This is a genomic window from Antrihabitans spumae (genome assembly GCF_043944905.1).
Taxonomy (GTDB): domain Bacteria; phylum Actinomycetota; class Actinomycetes; order Mycobacteriales; family Mycobacteriaceae; genus Antrihabitans; species Antrihabitans spumae.
In genome coordinates this window covers 19,256-37,627 of the sequence record NZ_JBIMSN010000085.1, presented here as the reverse complement: position 1 = coordinate 37,627, position 18,372 = coordinate 19,256, and the positions used below count along the sequence as shown (strand labels likewise).

Annotated in this window: 17 protein-coding genes; 9 read left to right on the top strand and 8 right to left on the bottom strand. The window is 63.9% G+C overall.

Translation table 11 applies throughout. From position 1 onward, the window contains the following. Positions 1-20: 20 nt before the first annotated feature. A complete protein-coding gene (locus ACHIRB_RS19335; RefSeq protein WP_395125706.1) occupies positions 21-809 on the bottom strand; it encodes an SDR family oxidoreductase in 789 nt (262 codons plus the stop codon). Between the two features lie 84 nt (positions 810-893). On the opposite strand from ACHIRB_RS19335, the gene ACHIRB_RS19330 reads away from it, so the two are divergent. Next, positions 894-1,553, top strand: a complete 660-nt coding sequence (locus tag ACHIRB_RS19330) for a hypothetical protein (RefSeq protein WP_395125707.1) — start codon at positions 894-896, stop codon at positions 1,551-1,553. Here ACHIRB_RS19330 and ACHIRB_RS19325 read toward each other — a convergent pair. Then, positions 1,543-2,220 (bottom strand): SDR family oxidoreductase, encoded by a 678-nt coding sequence (locus ACHIRB_RS19325; RefSeq protein WP_395125708.1) that lies wholly within the window; start codon positions 2,218-2,220, stop codon positions 1,543-1,545. The genes ACHIRB_RS19330 and ACHIRB_RS19325 overlap by 11 nt on opposite strands. Before the next feature lie 29 nt (positions 2,221-2,249). Here ACHIRB_RS19325 and ggh point away from each other — a divergent pair, with 29 nt between their 5' ends. Both ggh and ACHIRB_RS19315 read left to right on the top strand, forming a co-directional pair. Continuing rightward, positions 2,250-3,587 carry a glucosylglycerate hydrolase gene (ggh, locus tag ACHIRB_RS19320; RefSeq protein ID WP_395125709.1) on the top strand — a complete coding sequence of 446 codons (1,338 nt, stop codon included), beginning with the start codon at positions 2,250-2,252 and terminating at the stop codon, positions 3,585-3,587. Between the two features lie 156 nt (positions 3,588-3,743). After that, entirely contained in the window at positions 3,744-4,163 is a 420-nt protein-coding gene (locus tag ACHIRB_RS19315) for an acyltransferase (RefSeq protein ID WP_395114355.1), read from the top strand. Positions 4,164-4,166: 3 nt separating this feature from the next. On the opposite strand, the gene ACHIRB_RS19310 is transcribed toward ACHIRB_RS19315, so the two are convergent. From ACHIRB_RS19310 to ACHIRB_RS19290, 5 genes are all read right to left on the bottom strand, one after another. Continuing rightward, positions 4,167-6,242 carry a PhoX family protein gene (locus ACHIRB_RS19310; protein WP_395125710.1) on the bottom strand — a complete coding sequence of 692 codons (2,076 nt, stop codon included), beginning with the start codon at positions 6,240-6,242 and terminating at the stop codon, positions 4,167-4,169. Positions 6,243-6,360: 118 nt separating this feature from the next. Then, positions 6,361-7,116, bottom strand: a complete 756-nt coding sequence (locus ACHIRB_RS19305) for an amino acid ABC transporter ATP-binding protein (protein WP_395125711.1) — start codon at positions 7,114-7,116, stop codon at positions 6,361-6,363. A gap of 3 nt (positions 7,117-7,119) precedes the next feature. Continuing rightward, a complete protein-coding gene (locus ACHIRB_RS19300; RefSeq protein ID WP_395125712.1) occupies positions 7,120-8,928 on the bottom strand; it encodes an ABC transporter substrate-binding protein/permease in 1,809 nt (602 codons plus the stop codon). A 74-nt stretch (positions 8,929-9,002) separates the two neighbouring features. Beyond that, on the bottom strand, positions 9,003-10,064 hold the full coding sequence (locus ACHIRB_RS19295) for a hypothetical protein (protein WP_395125713.1): 1,062 nt from the start codon (positions 10,062-10,064) through the stop codon (positions 9,003-9,005). After that, the gene (locus ACHIRB_RS19290; protein WP_395114348.1) at positions 10,061-11,245 is read right to left on the bottom strand and encodes a sensor histidine kinase; all 1,185 of its coding nucleotides are present in this window, start codon (positions 11,243-11,245) and stop codon (positions 10,061-10,063) included. Before ACHIRB_RS19290 ends, ACHIRB_RS19295 begins: the two co-directional genes overlap by 4 nt. 181 nt (positions 11,246-11,426) lie before the next feature. On the opposite strand from ACHIRB_RS19290, the gene ACHIRB_RS19285 reads away from it, so the two are divergent. The 5 genes from ACHIRB_RS19285 to ACHIRB_RS19265 all read left to right on the top strand — a co-directional run bounded on the left by ACHIRB_RS19285 (position 11,427) and on the right by ACHIRB_RS19265 (position 16,398). Further along, complete coding sequence (locus ACHIRB_RS19285; protein ID WP_395114347.1) at positions 11,427-12,110, top strand: hypothetical protein; 684 nt, start codon at positions 11,427-11,429, stop codon at positions 12,108-12,110. Positions 12,111-12,198: 88 nt separating this feature from the next. Further along, positions 12,199-13,074, top strand: coding sequence for a hypothetical protein (locus tag ACHIRB_RS19280; RefSeq protein WP_395125714.1), 876 nt, complete (start codon positions 12,199-12,201; stop codon positions 13,072-13,074). Then, the gene (locus tag ACHIRB_RS19275; RefSeq protein ID WP_395125715.1) at positions 13,071-14,120 is read left to right on the top strand and encodes a DUF4129 domain-containing protein; all 1,050 of its coding nucleotides are present in this window, start codon (positions 13,071-13,073) and stop codon (positions 14,118-14,120) included. The genes ACHIRB_RS19280 and ACHIRB_RS19275 overlap by 4 nt, the downstream gene beginning before the upstream one ends. Then, on the top strand, positions 14,117-15,091 hold the full coding sequence (locus ACHIRB_RS19270; protein WP_395125716.1) for an AAA family ATPase: 975 nt from the start codon (positions 14,117-14,119) through the stop codon (positions 15,089-15,091). The genes ACHIRB_RS19275 and ACHIRB_RS19270 overlap by 4 nt, the downstream gene beginning before the upstream one ends. Next, the gene (locus tag ACHIRB_RS19265; protein WP_395125717.1) at positions 15,091-16,398 is read left to right on the top strand and encodes a DUF58 domain-containing protein; all 1,308 of its coding nucleotides are present in this window, start codon (positions 15,091-15,093) and stop codon (positions 16,396-16,398) included. The genes ACHIRB_RS19270 and ACHIRB_RS19265 overlap by 1 nt, the downstream gene beginning before the upstream one ends. Positions 16,399-16,401: 3 nt before the next feature. On the opposite strand, the gene ACHIRB_RS19260 is transcribed toward ACHIRB_RS19265, so the two are convergent. Then, positions 16,402-17,178, bottom strand: a complete 777-nt coding sequence (locus tag ACHIRB_RS19260; protein WP_395125718.1) for an RDD family protein — start codon at positions 17,176-17,178, stop codon at positions 16,402-16,404. Positions 17,179-17,284: 106 nt separating this feature from the next. Here ACHIRB_RS19260 and ACHIRB_RS19255 point away from each other — a divergent pair, with 106 nt between their 5' ends. After that, positions 17,285-18,265 carry a stage II sporulation protein M gene (locus ACHIRB_RS19255; protein WP_395125719.1) on the top strand — a complete coding sequence of 327 codons (981 nt, stop codon included), beginning with the start codon at positions 17,285-17,287 and terminating at the stop codon, positions 18,263-18,265. The last annotated feature ends 107 nt before the right edge of the window (positions 18,266-18,372 follow it).

Below are 18,372 nucleotides of genomic sequence, written 5' to 3'. Positions count from 1 at the left end.
GATCTCCTTGGTTACGGGGTTTACAGGTCAGGTAGGCCGAGTTCGAGGTTCGGCGCTTCGATTCCGCCGTCGATCTCGAGCACTTTGCCCGTGATGTAGCTACCGGCTCGCGAGCCGAGATAGACGATGGCCGCCCCGATCTCCCACGGCTCACCGAGGCGACCGAGCGGTGTGGCCGCTTCCATTTTTTCCTTGATCGCCGGATTGCTCGCGACAATGTCCAGTGCCGAGGTCAGTACCGAGCCGACCGCGATCGCGTTCACTCTGATTCGCGGCGACAGGTCGGTCGCGGCAAGCCGGGTCCAGTGCGCGAGTGCAGCTTTGGCGGTTCCGTAGGCAAGAAAACCGCGGCCGGACACACGACCCATCACCGACGAAATGTTGATCACCGCACCGCCTCCGCTGGCAAGCAGATGTGGCACGGCAGCCTGAGTCAGCGCATGGGCCGTCGACACATTGAAATGAAAGGCCTCTTCGAGAAAGTCGGTCGAGGTTGTGAGAAATGTGTTCGGCATCGTCCCGCCGACATTGTTGACGACGATATCGACACGTCCCAATTCTTCGGCGGCAGTGGCGCAGAAGCCGCGGACAGCGTCCAGATCCGACAGGTCGGCAGGCACGACGACGACCCGTCGGCCGAGCTCGCGGATCCGGTCGGCAACCTCGACCAACTGCGGTTCGGTCCGCGACGCGATGGCAACGTCGGCACCCGCTTCGGCGAGGGCGAGAGCGGCAGCAGCGCCGATACCGCGACCCGCGCCGGACACAACGCCCACCTTGCCGTCGAGCGAAAAGTTGTCGAGTATCACGTGCCGCTCCTCTAATGCGCCGATGCCCTTCGAGAACGATTATTAAGACCGCTGTCTTAACTGTCAATGGGGTAACATCATACGATGACGATCTCCGCACGGGAACGGCTGATCCTCGCCGCCGAGCGTCTGATGGCGGAGAAGGGCCCGTCGGTATCGCTGCGCGACATCGCAATCGCAGCCGAGCAACGCAACAACTCGGCGGTGCAGTACCACTTCGACACCCGCGACGGCCTGATCCGTGCGGTCGTCGATTACCGCATAGAGATGCTCGAACCGAGACGACGTGCCCTACTGGCCGAGTATTTCGGCAGCACCGTTTCGTCCGCCGAATCGGGCAATCCCGTCCACGGCTTGCTCGAAGTCCTCACGTTGCCGATGTTCGAACTCGGCCCGCGCTTCGGCGCAACCCACTACGCGCGGTTCCACGAACAGGTCCGCGCGAACCGCGCAGTCAGCGACGTCACGAACCTCGGCGACGAGCGACGGTCGTCGATCCTGGCGATCATGCGCGGTCTCGACAAAGCCCTGGCCCCGCTGCCTCCACAATTGCGCGAGCGGCGGCTTCGGTCCTTGCCGACCGTCCTGTTCTCTCTGCTTGCCGACCACGAGCGAGCGGTCGAGGACGGTCGCACTGCCGCTGACGATCCCATTGCTGTTGCCGAGCTGCTCGACATGGCGAACGGACTGCTTCGCGCGCCGGTATCGGCGGGTCAGCGCGTCCGCTCCGACCTCAGCGTCTGATCGGTCGCAACACGATTTCGGTCGGGTGCGCGTCGCGCGGTGTCGCGATCGCGTTGGCAACCGTCCGGGCAACGGTCTGCGCGGTGAGGAATTCGTCGGCGTTGTATTCGCGACCTTCGTGACCGATGATTTCCCGCTGCATGTCGGTGTCGATCCGGCCCGGGTGGATGGACGTGACGCGAAGGTCGGGTTCTTCGAGCCGAAGCGCGTCGCCGAATGCCCGCAGCGCGAACTTGCTCGCCGCATACGAGGCCCAGCCCGCGTTCGCGCGCAGACCGGCACCCGAATTGATCAGCACCACATGCCCTTTCGATGCTCGCAACACTGGAAGGAGAAGTCGGGTGAGCTCGGCGACGGCAATGACGTTGCCCTCCAATGTGTGCCGCCACTGCTCGACGCTCGATTCTGCGATCGTGCCCAGATCGGCGACACCGGCATTGTGCACGAGCACGTCGAGTTTCGTTATGGCACTGACTGCTTCGGCAACGGCGTCGTAGTCGGTGAGATCGGCCGGCCAGGCACGGACGCCGGGAATTTCGCTGATCAGAGCGGTCAGCGCGTCCTGCGTTCGTGCTCCGACAAACAGGTCGTGGGTCGGCGCCAATTCGCGCGCGATCGCGGCGCCGAGTCCGCGGCTGGCACCGGTGATCAATGCTGTCGGTCGCATACATCCGAGGTTAGCCCCACAATATGACCATGGCCGACCGTGGATTCACCCCGACACAGCTGGCTGCCCGCGCTGCGTACCTGCTCCGCGGCAACGACCTGGGCACGATGACCAGCGCCGCCCCGCGCCTGTATCCACACATGTGGAGCTGGGATGCGGCCTTCGTGGCGGTCGGACTTGCGCCGCTGAGCGTCGAGCGCGCCGTCGTCGAACTCGACACCCTGCTCTCGGCACAGTGGAAGAACGGCATGATTCCGCACATCGTGTTCGCGAACGGTGTCGACGGCTACTTTCCCGGGCCCGCGCGCTGGGAATGCCGGGAACTCGCAGCGTTCGCACCACTGGGTCCGGATACGTCGGGCATCACGCAACCGCCGGTCCACGCGATCGCCTTGCAACGAATCCTCGACCATTCCCGCAAGCATGGACGCACCACCCGGTCGGTCGCGGAGGAGTTTCTGAACCGCCGCTGGCCCGACCTCGTGCGCTGGCACCGCTGGCTCGCCCACGCTCGTGACCAGGACGAACGCGGCCGAATCACGCTGTACCACGGCTGGGAATCCGGAATGGACAACTCGCCTCGCTGGGACCGCGCCTATAGCAACGTCATCCCTGGCGAGCTGCCCCCGTATCAGCGCGAAGACACCGCGATAGTCACCGATTCGTCGCAGCGACCGAGCAATGTCGAATACGACCGGTACCTGTGGCTGCTCGAAGAAATGCGTCAATCCCGCTACGACGACACACAACTCGCGGCAACCATGAGCTTCGCAGTGGAAGACGTGTTCGTCAGCGCGATCTTCGCATTGGCGTGCGACGTCCTCGCTCACATCGGTGAGGAGTATTCGCAGCCCAACTCCGATGTCCGTGAGCTGCACTATTGGGCCGACCACTTCCGCAAGGGCGTCGTCGCGACGACCGACGAACGTTCTGGCGCGGCACGCGACTTCGACCTTCGACTCGGCCGTTGGATCAGCACGGAAACGCTCGCAATGTTCGCACCATTGCTGTGCGGCGGACTTCCTCGCGCGCAGGAGCGCAACCTGCTGAGAATCTTCGAGGGTCCACGATTCTGTGGCCATCCCGATCTGCGGTATGCGTTACCTCCGTCGACATCACCCGTCTCGAAGTACTTCCGGCCCCGCGAGTATTGGCGTGGTCCGGTGTGGCCGGTGATGAGTTGGCTGTTCTCCTGGGCATTCGCGCGTCGGGGTTGGGCGGAACGCTCGCTCGGCCTGCGTGCGGAGGGTCTACGCCAGGCCAGTGACGGCAGCTTCGCCGAGTACTACGAACCGTTCACCGGCGAACCGTTGGGGAGCATGCAGCAGTCGTGGACGGCGGCCTCGGTCCTCGACTGGCTGGGGTAGGGGGCTACGCCCCTCGTGCGTCTTTTTGGCGCGCCCACCCTCCTAAAAGACTCACGACCCGCTTCCACCTATGGTGAAAATATGGGGGTTACTTATCGAAGCCAATCGGTGTTCGTAGCACTGGCCAATCTTCCGATCTTGACCAGCCGTTCGAGAATGCGTGTTCTGAGGCACGCAGGGGTCGTCGCAGGCACTCCGTCTCTCGTGCATCGCGGAGTTGTGGTGCAGGGCCTCGGGACCCTGCGCTTCGGGTCGGGGTGTTTCGTCAACTACGGCTGCTACTTCGACACGGTCGCCGATATCACCATCGGAAACAGCGTCTTTCTCGCCGACCATGTCCGGGTCCTCACCAGCAGCCACGAGATCGGCACCGCTGCGCAGCGGGCGTCGACGCTCAAATCGGAGAGCGTCGTGATCGGCGACGGCGTCTGGATCGGGTCCGGCGCCGCGATCATGCCGGGTGTGACGATCGGCGCAGGCACCATCGTCGGAGCGAATTCCCTGGTCACTCGCGACTGCAAACCCAATGCCGTCTACGCGGGCAGCCCGGCCGAGTTTCGCAGGGAACTCGACTAGCCGCTAGACCCCGATCCGCCCGCCACCCGATTTCCAGACTGCGACGACGGACGGTCGTGGCTGGCTGTCGCCACCGTCCGGCCAGTGCGAGGCCGGGTTGTCGGCGCTGGCATCGTCTTCTTCGCCGGGATGCTGGACGCAGACCGTGACGCGGGCGTCGGAGATGATCGGCCCGCAGGTCTCGGCACCCTTCGGCACCGAAAGGAACTGTTTGGTTTCGCCACGATTCGGACCTTCGAGGACGACGGAGAACAGGCCGTCGTTCGACTTCAACGCGTTGCCGTCGGTCGAGATCCACAGGTTGCCGTAGTCGTCGAAGGCAAGGTTGTCCGGGCACGAGATCGGGCTGACCTTGGTTTTGTCGAAGCCGCTGAAGTAGGTGTCGGCCGCTTGCGGGTCGCCGCAGACGAGTAGAAGCGTCCACGTGAACTTCGTGCCTGCGTGCTCGTCGGTGATCTCGAGGACCTGCCCGTTTTTGTTCGTGTTTCGCGGGTTTGCCTCGTCTGCAGGCGCTTTGCCCTCGGTGCCACGCTTGTCGTTGTTCGTCAGCGCGACGTACACCTTGCCGGTCTTCGGGTTCGTCTCGAAATCCTCGGGACGGTCCATCTTCGTCGCGCCGACCTTGTCACCAGCCAAGCGGGTGAACACCGCGACCTCTTCGGCGCTCATGCCGTCGACGAACGACTCGCCCTTACCGTCCTCGTTGGTCTTCAGGATCGGCAGCCATTCCCCTGTGCCGCTGAATCCGTTGTCGGACGGCACAGTTCCGGAGCCGTCGATCTTGCTCGGCTCGTTACCGGTCAAGCGCGCGACGTACAGCGTTCCGGCGTCGAGCAGTGTCATGTTGTGGCGCATGCTCGCCTGCCCGGTACCGGGTTGCATCTTCTTCGACGAGACGAACTTGTACATGTAGTCGAACTTCTCGTCGTCGCCGCTGTACGCGACAACCGTTCCGTCGTCGGTGATATGGATGGTGGCGGCTTCGTGCTTGAAGCGTCCGAGTGCGGTGTGCTTGATGGGAGTCGACGCCGGATCCCACGGATCGACCTCGACGACGTAGCCGAACCTGTTGGCCTCGTTGGGTTCCTGCTCGAGATCGAATCGACGATCGAAGCGCTCCCACTTGCGTTCCGACGCGCCGTCGACGAATCCGTACCGCTTCAAGCGGTCCTTGGCGGTCTGGTCGCCGACCTTGTCGTAGTTGCCGAAGTACTGGTTGAAGTTCTCTTCACCCGAAAGCACTGTCCCCCATGGTGTCACACCACCCGAGCAGTTGTTGAGCGTGCCGATGACCTTGGTTCCGGTCGGATCCGCAGCGGTCTTCAACAGATCGCTCCCGGCCGCGGGACCGGTGACGACGAACTCGCTGTTGGCCGTGATGCGTCGGTTGTACTGTCCGAAAGCCGGTGTGAGCTTGCCACTTCCGGACTCGCCCTGCACCTGCACGACAGACAAGCCGTGCGCGGTGACCGCAACCTGAAACTGCTCGAGCGTGGGATTCTCCGCGTCGTAGCCCTTGAACATAAACGGCTCGGTTGTGTACTCGTGGTTGCAGACCAGCAAGAACGTATTCGGCTGACCCTCGATCGGCAGGAGGCCGGCGAAGTCGTTGTTGAAACCGAACTGCCGCTCCTGCGCCTGCGGCGTCTGACGGTCGAAGTCGAAGGCCGGCGCATCGGCGAACAGTGGCTCGCCCCAACGAATTACGACGGCCTGCTCGTAGCCGTCCGGGATTACCACGGCATCTTCCTTGTTCGGAGCAACGGCCGTGAACTGAGTGCCGGACGGCGATCCCCCTGCCTCCGCCCCCGTGCTCGTTCCACCGCCACTCGACGAGCCGTCGTCACCACACGCCGCGAGCACGCTTCCCGCACCCACAGCGAGGACCGCCGCGGCGCCACCTTTGAGCACGCCACGACGCGACATCGCGGAACGAACGATGTCTCCGAAGTACGCACCGTCGGAGTTGTTCGGCACCTCGTGCGAGCACGCGTTACCGCACTTGTACTTACACGTCACGCCCGCGCGGGACGACTGTCCGTCGTGCTTCACGAACAACGCCAAAGGTATGAGACTCACTTGCAGAACTCCCCGAGTCGGTTGGTCAACTCGCTGGAACCTATAAACCGCAAAAGAGGACAAACCAACGTGCGGGTGAACGATGCAATAACGAGGCGACCCTAAGTTCCGCCGAAAGTCAGAGCACCTGCGCCAGAAACTGCTGCAAACGATCCGTCTCGGCGTTGTCGAAGATCGCGGCAGGCGGACCAGTTTCGATGACGGTGCCGTGATCCATGAAGACAACCGTGTCGGACACCGACCGCGCGAACCCCATCTCGTGGGTTACGACGATCATCGACATTCCCGTCGAGGCGAGGTCAGCCATCAGTGCCAGGACACCCTTGACCAACTCGGGATCCAGTGCCGAGGTCGCCTCGTCGAAGAACATGATCTCCGGCTTCATGGCCAATGCCCTTGCGATGGCGACCCGCTGCTGCTGACCACCCGAGAGATTGCCCGGACGTGAATCTGCTTTCGCCGATAGCCCGACCGACTCGAGCTGCTCGAGTGCAGTCGCCCGTGCTGCCTCTTTGGACAGTCCGAGCAGTTTCTGCGGTCCAAGTGCGACGTTGTCGGCGACCGTCTTGTGAGGGAACAGGTTGAAGTGCTGAAACACCATGCCGATGCGCTGCCTGAGCTTGTCGGGATTGTCTTTCAACACCGAACGACCGTCGATCAGGATGTCGCCCTGATCGGGTTCGTGCAGCCGGTTCAGCGCGCGCAGCAACGTCGACTTGCCCGACCCGGACGGGCCGATCACCGTCGTCGTCTTGCCTGCATCGACGTGTACGTCGACCCCGCGCAGCACCTTGTTCGTGCCGAACGCCAGATGAATGTTGCTGCCTGTCAACGAAACCGGTGCGGTCGTCGGCGCTGTAGCTACCGTGCTCATCGGCTAACCTCTCTCCACGACGATGGCCTGCTCGAGCGGATCGAGCGTCCCTGATTTGTCTGCCTTGCCGGTCCGCAAGCGCTTGTCGATGTAGTTCACGAGATGTGTGAGTGGGATCGTGAGCGCGAGGTAGAACAGTCCAGCGGCGACGAGCGGCGACAGATTGCCGGTCTGCGCGTTGAGGTCTCGCCCGACGGCGAACAATTCACGTTGCGACGCAAGGAGTCCGAGGAAGTAGATCAGCGACGAGTCCTTGATCAGCGAGATGAACTGGTTCATCAGCGCCGGCAGAACTCGGCGCACACCCTGCGGTATGACGACGAGCGTCATTGCCTGGTTGTAGCTGAATCCGATTGCTCGCGCTGCCTCCAACTGACCCGGCTCCACGCTCTGTATGCCGGAGCGGAAGATCTCGCCGATGTAGGCAGCAGCCAGCAACGAGAGCGCCGCCGCGCCGAGCCAATACGGATTGTTGCCGGTGATGCCCTTGACCACTGGACCGATGCCGAGGCCGATGATCAGGATGATCACAACCGCGGGCAAACCGCGGAAGATGTCGGTGTAGATCCGCGCGGGCCAGCGCAACCACCGTGTCCGCGAAATGCCTGCCACCGCAAGGATCATGCCGAGGACCGAGCCGACGATGCCGGAGATCAACGCCAGGATCAAGGTGTTCGGCAAGCCCGTCGTGAACAGGTCGGGGATCGCTTTGCGGTACAACTCCCAGTCGAAGAAGGTGTCGCCGAGTTGCTCGAAAGTACCCTTCGGCGAACTCGGTGCAGCGGCGTCGCCCTTGCCAGCGTTTTCGGCCGCGAGGGCTGCGAAGTCCGGCAGGTCAGGGATGGTCGTCGCCTTGCTACCGGGCTTCCAACCTTCCGGCAGCTCGCGCGGTACCCACTCGGCGTAGAGCTCCGCCCAGGTACCGTCCGCGATCACCGCGTCGAGGCCGGAGTTCAAGGCATCGGCCAGGGCCGGATTGTCCTTGGCCACAGCCCAACCGACGAAATTGTTGAGGCTGAAGGTGTTCTGGACGATCGCAGTAGGATCGCCGTCTTTGATGGCGCCTTCGGCTTGCTGCGACGGCGCGACCCAGGCGTCGATCTGGCCGGTCTTCAGGTTCGCGTACGCCGTGTTGTAATCCGGGAACTTCACGGGGTCGAGCTTCAACGTGTTGACGACATAGTCGTCTTGAACTGTTCCCTGCACAACGCCGATTCGGGTGCCCGCGTTGAGATCTGCAAATCCCTTCACGGAACTGTCTGTCGGTGCGACGAGGGAGAAGTAGCCGAAGTCGTAGCCGTTGGTGAAGCCGACCGTGTTGCGACGCTCGTCGGTTGTGGTGATCGACGACGATCCGACATCGAAGCGCCGAGTTGCGACCTGCGACAACAGACCTGCGAACTCGGTTCCCGAAAACTCCACGTCCAGACCGAGTTTCGCGGCGACGGCCTTCAACAGTTCGTTGTCGTATCCGGTGAACGTCCCTGTGGAGTCGACACAGATGCTGGGCGGTGCATCCGACAGTGTGCCGACGCTGATCTTGCCCGGTGTGATCAGACCCAGCTTCGTAACGTCGATCTGATCGACGGGCGTCGTATTCGCTGTGGTGTATCGATCCTCACCCGCTTGTGCGGAAGCATCGAGGTTCGTCGGTGCTGCAGAGGAACTGCCGACGCCGGGCGGGGAGCACAGATCGCTTGTCCCCGAACTCGAATCATTGTCGCTCCCGCAGGCCGCCAAACCGAGCACGAGCACCGCGGACGGCAGTACCAGCACGAATGCGCGGGCCTTCACCGTGAATTTCCGAACCATTCGGAGCAGCCTAGCGGTGCGCGACCCATAGACAACGGTTGCGATCCCCTGGATTCCAGGGGAATACGTCAGCGCTACTGCGCGTCGACCACCGCATGCCCGTCCCGGCCGAATTCGGTCCGTTTGACGCCAGATGCGTCGCTCACCAGCATCGTTGCAAGCCGTTCTCGATGTGGCGGCAGAATTCTGATGGTTACCAGTCCGGATCCGACGTCGTCGAGCCGATCCGCGATCTCGGCAACGAAGGTCGCACGGCGCGCAGCGTCGAGATCATCGGAACCTTTGTCGTCCAACAACACAACCTCGACGCCGCGGCAACGTGCCGACCGTGCAGCGCGACCGACCGTCTGATCCGACAGGCCAGGTGCCCTCAGGGTGTCGCGTAACTGTGCTTCGAGTAACCGGCACGTCAGCGCCTCTTCCTCGGTGAAAGCGCCACCGCCCGCAATCCGCTCGAGCATCGGTCGGGCAAGGTCGTCCAGGCGGTTGAGCTGGGCGTCCCGCTCTTCGAGCACCGCTGCCGCCGCGGCTTCTGCGGCCACCCGGGCTGTGTTCTGTGCGCGAAGGTCGAAGATCGATCTAGCGAGCGGTCGCAGCGTGATCGCGAAGAACGTAGCCATGAGAACCGGTCCGGCATTGATTGCAGACAAGGACAGCCCGTACGTTGCGCCCTGCCCCGTCGCCGACGACCAAATCATGCACGACGCGATCATCAAGGCAAGGCCGCCAAGCGCGAACGCCGTACGTCCGCGCACACAGAGGAACGCGCAGATCAAGGTCAGTGGACCCAAGAACGATGTCTGCAACGAGTTCTCTATCGGTATCGAGAGGACTGGAAGGACCAGTGCGCAGTTGACCGGTACGAGGGCCATCATCGCCGCAGCGGCTCTGTGCGGCAAAGGATCCCCAGGGATCACGATCAAACCGATCATTCCCGCCGCCGACGCGACCAAGGCCGCGACGATGGGGGCGAGGCTTCGGACCCCGTCCATCGACGTGAAGGTCACCAGAACGTTGGCGGCGATGTAGTAGCCGACCAGGAGCCAGGCACCGGGCGTCTGCATACCGAGCAACGCCGTGGCATCAGCACGCTGCACACGTGATTTCCACGGCGCCTGGACGCGCGAATACTTCATTCGGCACCGATCCACGACAGCTGAACGCGCGTCCCGACATCCGGACGTGACTCGATAGTCGCCGACCCTCCTGGGAGCTGCCGCATCCGTCCCCTGATGCTGACGGCAAGACCCAGTCGATGAGGAGGGACCGCTGCGGGGTCGAATCCGACTCCGTTGTCGGCAACCACTACGTGAAGAGCGATGTCCGAGACAGCAACCGAGATTGCTCGTTCTGCACGAGTTCCGGCATGGCGCAAACTGTTTCGGACAGCCTCGGCGAGTCCGGCACCCATCGCACGCGCCACGTCCGCAGGTATAGCGATTGTTTCGGCTCCAGGTTCGACACTCGTCCGAATTCGGATCGTCTGATCCACATCAGTCGCCGCCAACCGTAGATGCGCAAGGGTGCCGGCCACGTCGAACATCTGCGAGCTGACCTCACCGACGCGCAGTCGATCGAGTTGCGCGAGCGTGGAACGCGATTGCCTGCGCAACAGGCTGTTGACTCCCTCGTTTCCAGCGGACAGGAGCGTGGCCATCACGCCGTCGTGGATCAGTGCGTCGAAGCGCTCACGCTCGACGCCACGCGCTTCGACAGCCGCGGCGCTCGCGGCGGCGGCAAAGGTCTCTGCCCTGGTCTCGTCCATCACCCGTCCGGTCCGGATCGCCATCACCGCGGCGCCGACGACCACTGCGCTGAAACCCAAGCCGTTCACCAACTCCGGCAGCAGCGGACTCTTCGGATCGCGAGCCGCATGGTTCGCAATCTGCGCGGCGACCGTGACAACGAGTAGATGCGCGAAGACCCACCGAGCCCGCCAGGCGGCAGCGGCCGCCAAGCTGGACAGTCCTGGAAAGCTGCACAGCCAGATACCGAGGTGCGAATCGACTGGAACGCCGTTCCATGCGATTGGCCAGGTGCCGATCGCGATCAGGTAGCCGAGTCCACACAGAGTCGCCAGGCGCGGTACCAGCACGGCGCCGCGGCGAAAGATGATGAACAGCAACATGATTCCTGGACCGAAGGACGTCACCAACGCCAGCGGCGTCCACCACGTCGCCATGATCGACGTTTGCGCGTCGATCGCGGGTAGCGAAAGAACCAGATAGGCGACGTATCCGAGTCCGACGAAGATGCCGAACGAGCGCAAGATTCGATCCGCTGCGCTGTGCGGTTCCAGCGCTCTCTCGATTGCCATCGGCTCCCCACCCATCCCTTAGTGACCTGCATTCTTCACCGCCTGGCGCGAACGCGCCCAGTAAAGGGGGGTGGGCATTGATCACCCCTCTGGGGACTGCTTTGCGGGTCGCCGCCCAGCCAAACTTCTTTCAACACCAAAACAATCCAACACCCGCTCAACTCGACCGAAAGGAACTTCGATGACCACCAACATCCGACTCCGCAAGGCAATCGTCCGCACGACCGTCGCCGCCGCCGCCACTGGAATCGCGGCCATCTCCGCGCTCGGTCTTGCCGGCACCGCAGCCGTCGCATCGGCCCAAGACTTCGGACCCAACACCTGTAAGTCCGGATACGTGTGGCGTGAGGCCAACGAGGCCGACCTCGTCTGCGTCACCCCAGACATCCGCGAGCAGGTTCGGGACCAGAACGCCACGCCGCTCGCGAACCGCGTGCTGAGCGAATACGGCCCGGCGACCTGCGACTCGGGCTACGTCTGGCGCGAGACGCAAGCCAGCGACCTCATCTGCGTCACCCCCGAGATTCGCACGGCAGTGCTCGGCCAGAACGCGGACCCGACCGCACACCGTGCTCCCGGTGGCGGCGCATTCGGCCCCGACACCTGCGAGTCCGGCTACGTCTGGCGTGAAGGTTTCGACGGCGACACCATCTGCGTCACGCCCGATTTCCGGGCCACGATCCTGGATCAGAACACCGCACCCGAAGCGAACCGCGCGGCCGACGACCTGGCCTACGGTGCCGACACCTGCATCGACGGCTACGTCTGGCGTGAGGCATTCGACGGCGACACCATCTGCGTCACTCCCGACATCCGCACGCAGACCCTCGCCGACAACGCAGCGGCCTCGAGCCGGATCGCGTAACACCACAACAGCACCGACTTCGAGGCGGCTACCTATCGGGTAGTCGCCTCGAGGCGTTGTCTGCCAGGTTCGCACTTACACTGATGCGATGCTGCGGGGGCGAGGCGTCGTGCCGACGAGACCGCTTGGGTTCCGCGAGGCCATCGACTATCCCTTCGCGGTGATTCAAGCCAATCTCGCGATTCTGGCCGCGCTGACTGGGATTGCTGTTGCGATCGGTGCCTCGATCGTCTCGATCGCTGCTGTTGTCGTGGCGGCCGCAACCGGCGAGATCGGATCCGCCGTCGAGTGGACCGTCGCGGGCGCAACCCTCTTCGTCGCATGGCTCGCGCGAGTTTTCCTGGCGACGATCACGACGACCGTCTCCGCCCTGACCTGCACACAAGCGCCCGTCACGTGGCGAGCCGTCCGGTCACGATCGACGTCGTCGGCACTGGTCCGAATTTCCGGACTGCAGCGCAGTCAGATTGTCATCGCAGTGGGAGTACTGAGCGCAATCGTGTTGATCGCCGACGACTCCGTCGGAATCGGTGTATTGGTGCTCGTCTGTCTCGGTTTCGCCGTGCTCGCACTCGTCTACTTCGGTGCACGCAATTTCGTCGCTGCGCCCGCGGTGATCGAAGAGAACATCACGACCGCACAGGCAACACAACGATCGCGCGCTCTCACAACCAACGCGATCGGACGGATGCTCGGCCTCTGGATCACGATGTACAGCATCGTCATTCTGCTCGTCCTTCCGATCGCCAGCCTGCCGCAGTTCGTCATCGACGCTGTCGGGGGTCCGGACTGGGTTGCGTTGCTGCTGACCGTCCTCGGGTTCCTGCTGATCGCCGGTGTATCGATCGTCGTCGAGTCGGCGACCAGGGCGGTCTCGTATTTCGATCGCCGGTGTACCCGTGAGGGTGCGGACATCTACGGCGTGCTCGGTGCCACATCGCTGACGACAGGTGCCAAGCAATGACCGAGCACGAACCACACAACGCACCCGTTGCCGAGCCGCTCGGCCCCGCGGCTGCCCATCGCGACAGATCCGAACACGCTGCTGCTCAACAGGATTACTCGGCGGCGGTGCAGGAGAGATTCCGCGCGGTGATTCGTGGGCTCGAGCAGGGTGGTGTCCTCGAAACGCGACGATCGCGCACTGCAGACGAGACCGCCGCCGACGCATCGAACCAACTCCCCGGCGACGCCGACGGTTTCACCTCCTCGGCAATCGTTTACGACGAGGTCGTCTACGGTGGCCGGGTCGCCACGCCGGACGATTACGCGCTGCTCGCACACGTTGACCGATTCTCACCGACAGCTCCGCCACCCGCACCCGACGAACCGACCGGACCCGACGAGACCGCACGCACACCACGCCGCCGGCAGCGACGACGTCGCCGACGTCGCCCTATCCGTATGCCCGGATTTCTCGCATCGTCCAAGCTGTGGATCGTCGTTGGGGTCACCGCGATCCTGCTGGTGCTGCTGTTGTTTGCGCCTCGTTCCTGTTCTGTACCCGACGCCTCTGCCCCGCCGCAGTCCCAGTCGGACGGATGGGGCCGCGATTACAACCGCGACGACACCCCGACCGAAGAGCCGGACACCCTGTTCGATCGCCTTCCACCCGAGGTGGTGTTCGGCGGAATCCAGCTGTTCGTCGCTGCGGTGCTGCTGGCGCTGTGGCGCGCGCGTCGACGGGGCGCGCTCGTCCCCGCCGAGCGTCCTGTCGAGGTGAGTGCGAACGAGCTCACCGACGCTCATGCGCGGTTGTACCGCAGGTCCGGTGACAGCGAGCACGTGGCCGGGGTGCTGCGCGGTTCGATGTTGCGACGGGTGCTGCCACGCCTCGGCCTTGCGCCGAACTCTCCGCACGACCGGATAGTACGAACACTTGCCGAACACACCGGAGCTCCGCCCGATCACATCGGCGCCATGTTGTACGGCCCAGTCGAAGACGACGAGACACTGACCATTATCGCTGCCGAATTGGACGCGATCGAGGGAGAGATTCGAGCGAGATGACAAGCGAGACAACAGTAACTCCCGACGATGCCGTCACGGCTCTCAGCGCGGTTCGCGACGAGATCGGCAAGGCGGTCGTCGGCAATCACAACGCCGTCATGTACCTCGTGCTCGCGCTGCTCTGCGAGGGCCATGTCCTCCTCGAGGGTGTGCCAGGTGTGGCGAAAACGCTTCTGGTGCGGTCTATGTCGCGCGCACTCGACGTGGACTACGCCCGGGTCCAGTTCACGCCCGACCTCATGCCGGGTGATGTGACGGGCTCGCAGATCTACGATCCTCGCACTGGCGACTTCACCTTTCGCGAGGGTCCCGTATTCACGAGCCTGCTGCTCGCCGACGAAATCAACCGGACGCCACCCAAAACTCAGGCTGCACTACTCGAAGCCATGGAGGAACGGCAGGTGTCGGTCGACGGCCAGGCGCGGCCGCTACCCAATCCGTTCGTGGTGATCGCGACGCAGAACCCGATCGAGCACGAGGGCACGTATCCATTGCCGGAGGCGCAGCTCGATCGCTTTCTGTTCAAGGTCGACGTCGAACTGCCAAGTCGCGACGATGAATTCCGAATCTTGGAACGCCACGCCGCTGGTTTCGATCCGCGGGATCTGGAAGGTGCCGGTGTCTCACCGGTTGCCGGCGTCGCGCACATACAGGCTGCGCGCCAGGCGGTTTCGATGGTCACGCTCACTCCGGCGGTGCTGGCATACATCGTCGACGTGGTGCGAGCATCGCGATCCTCACCCGCCGTCCAACACGGTGCCTCACCTCGTGGCGCCACGGCTCTGCTCAAAGCCGCCCGGGCCTACGCCTGGTTGAACGGTCGCGGCTACGTCACCCCCGACGACGTGAAAGCTGTTGCTGTACCAGTACTTCGACATCGCCTGTTCCTGCGTCCCGAAGCCGAACTCGACGGCGCAACAGCGGAAGCCGTGCTGAATTCGTTGCTGCTTTCGGTACCGGTCCCGGTGTAGTGCGTACCCAACTCGTCGTCACGGGCCGGGCCGCGTTGGTTGCGGCGGTCGGCAGCATCGTCGTGGCCGTTATGGCGCCGTCGTGGCTGGGCGTCACCGTGATGACGCTCCTGTTGCTCGGAGCGGTCGGACTCGACATGAGCATTGCAGGCAATTGCCGCACCGTGACGATCACCCGATCGAAGTTCGCAACGGTCCGGCTCGGCCGACGCGTCGCGGTACCGCTTACGATCGCCAACGGGAGTGCAGGCCGGGTACGCGGAACCCTATGGGACGACTGGCAATCCAGCGCTGGGATCGTGCACCGCTCGCACCCGATCGATCTTGCACCGGGCCAGGAAACCCGTCTCGACAACGAGGCCGAGCCCGTCCGACGTGGCGATCGCCTCGGCAGCGCGGTGACTCTGCGGGTGATCGGTCCGCTCGGCCTCGGTGGTCGCCAGATTCGCCACACGATCGACACAACGATCCGCGCGCTGCCTGCGTTTCGGAGCGAGCGCCAATTACCCTCTCGCGTAAGGCAATTGCAGCATCTCGAAGGGCGGAACATCGCGACGGTACGCGGCCAGGGTACGGAGTTCGACTCCTACCGCGAGTACGCGATCGGCGACGACGTCCGGTCGATCGATTGGCGCGCGACCGCACGCGCCCGCGACGTGGTCGTCCGCACCTGGCGGCCGGAACGTAATCGCCACGTACTGCTCATCCTCGATACCGGACGTGCGAGCGCTGGACGAACGATCGACGGCACGCGCCTGGACACGTGTATGGAAGCGGCGCTGCTGCTCGGCGGACTCGCGTCCCGCGCGGGCGACACCGTCGACCTACTCGCCTACGACCGTGAGGTACGGGCAGAGGTGCTTGGCATCACGGGAAAACGTCTGCAGCACAGGCTGATGCACGCCATGGCACCGCTGACGCCGAGGCTCGACGAGACCGATTGCCGCGGCCTCGTCGAAGCTGCCCTGCTGCGCACCAAGCGACGCAGCTTGGTCGTCTGGTGCACGAGCATCGAAAGTGGCTATCCTGCAGCCGATCTGCTGCCTGCTGTGCGCACGCTCGCGCATCGGCACCACGTCCTGATGGTGTCGGTCGGCGATCCGGAGGTCACCGCGTTGGCCGGTCGACGCGACGACGCCGCTGCTCTGTACGGCGCGGCCGCTGCCGAACGTGCAATTGCCCGTCGCGATCTCGTCGGTGAGACACTTCGCCGAATCGGCGTCAAAGTCGTTGCTGCCGAGCCAGAACGACTACCGGCCGCACTTGCCGACGAGTACCTGGAGCTCAAACGCGTCGGGACGATGTAGCGATCAGATCGGCCTCGCGAGTGCTCGACGTTGTCGTTCGGCGAGCACAGCGGCGAGAACCTCGAACGGCGGAATCGGTGCAGGCACCTCGACTCGCATGCAGGCGCACACACGTTGTGTCAGCTGTAATCCCACGTCGAAGGCGACCGGCGGCGCGAACTGTCCGTAGCGCTTGAGGTAGTCCCTGACCAGTAGAGCAAGCTGGTCGGGCACAGCGTCGATGTCGAGCTGAGCGGCCCACATCACCATGCGCGGCGGTGGATGCAACAGCGAAGGCGCGAAATAGGCCGCCTCCGAGCGGATTACGACGGTTCCCGCAAGCAGGTCACCGACCCGACGCCCTCGGGCCGAACAGGTCGACGACACCACCGCGACGAGGCCGAAGAAACCAAGCAGCCAGAAATCGACGATGGCGCCGCACAAGCCACGGGTGAGCGCATGACGGAACTCGGCGGGTCCACCGTCGGCACGGACCACCCGCAGGCCGAGCGCGAACTTGCCCGGCGACCTGCCTCTGGTCAGCGTCTCCCACGCCACCGGATAGCCGACCAGGACGGCGACCGTCGATACGATGACCAACGCGGCGAGCAACGCCTCGTCAGCGCGGTATGCGACCATCCCCACAAAAATCAGAAGCCCGAAAAGGGTCGCCAGCTGCAACATCAGATCGATGAGAAATGCGAGGCACCGTGTCGGCACACGAGCGATCGGCAGGTCGAGAGCCACTGCTTCGCCCGTGACGAAAGTGGTGTCGCCTCCGGTCACCGATGCTGCTGTCACGTTCGTCGTCCCCCAGGTTGCGGCGGTTCGCAGCGTAACATTTCGAGCGCGAGAGCCACCGGCTACGCGAGTAAGCGATCCACACGCCGGAGCAGGGGGAAGCCAAGTGGAGTTCGACGTATTCGTTCACAAGCGCACGCCCGGCTGGCGACGCCTCGATCAACTCGTCGGTCGGCGTCGGCTCACCGGCGCCGAGGCCGACGAACTGGTGACGCTCTATCAGCTGGCGTCGGCCGACCTTGCGCATCTGCAGGTTGTTGCCCCCGAACCGATCGTGCTCGCTCAACTCACCGACCTCGTCGCGCGCGCTCGTGCCAAAGCGCTCGGTGCGCGGACCGGCGTCCGTCAAGAAATCGTCACGTTCTTCGCCTACCGCTTTCCTGCGGTCCTGTACAGATCGTGGCCTTGGTGGGTAAGCGTCGCCGGGGCGTTCCTGCTCGTCGCGACCGTGATCGGCGTATGGGTGGCAAACGATCCGAATGTGCAGGCCACCGTCGGTTCTACCGAGGAGATCGAGCGCGTCACAGCTCCGGGCGGCGAATTCGAGACGTACTACTCGGAGAATCCCGCACCGTCCTTCGCCGCTCAGGTCTGGACGAACAACGCGTGGGTTGCCGCGATTGCCCTCTTCATGGGTGTCCTGATCGTGCCTGCGGTGTACGTGTTGGTGATGAACGCCGTGAACATCGGTGTCAGCGGTGGTCTGATGGCGGACGCTGGACGCCTCGACGCCTTCTTCGGATTCATTGCGCCGCACGGCATTCTGGAGCTGACGGCGATCTTCGTCGCAGGCGGGGCAGGTCTGCAACTCGGTTGGACGCTGATCGACCCCGGCGGGCAGAGCCGTGTGCAAGCGCTCGCGCGCCAGGGTCAGGCGGTCGGCGCGATGGCACTCGGCCTCGTCGTTGTGTTCCTGTTCGCGGGCACGATCGAAGCCTTCGTCACGCCGAGCAGCCTCGGCACACCGATCCGCGTGGGAATCGGCGTATTTGCCGAAGCACTTTTCCTTGCTTATGTATTCGTGCTGGGTTCACGCGCTGCTGAAGCCGGGTACACGGGTGCGCATCGGAGTATCGAGGTCACCTGACCACTCGATTCGGCGGCTGACGAAATGCGGCTCGTGCCCTCGGTCTGCGCAGGAAATTCCCGAAACGGCACTCCAGTGTCCTGGAAGGCCAGCATCGATCCTGGCAT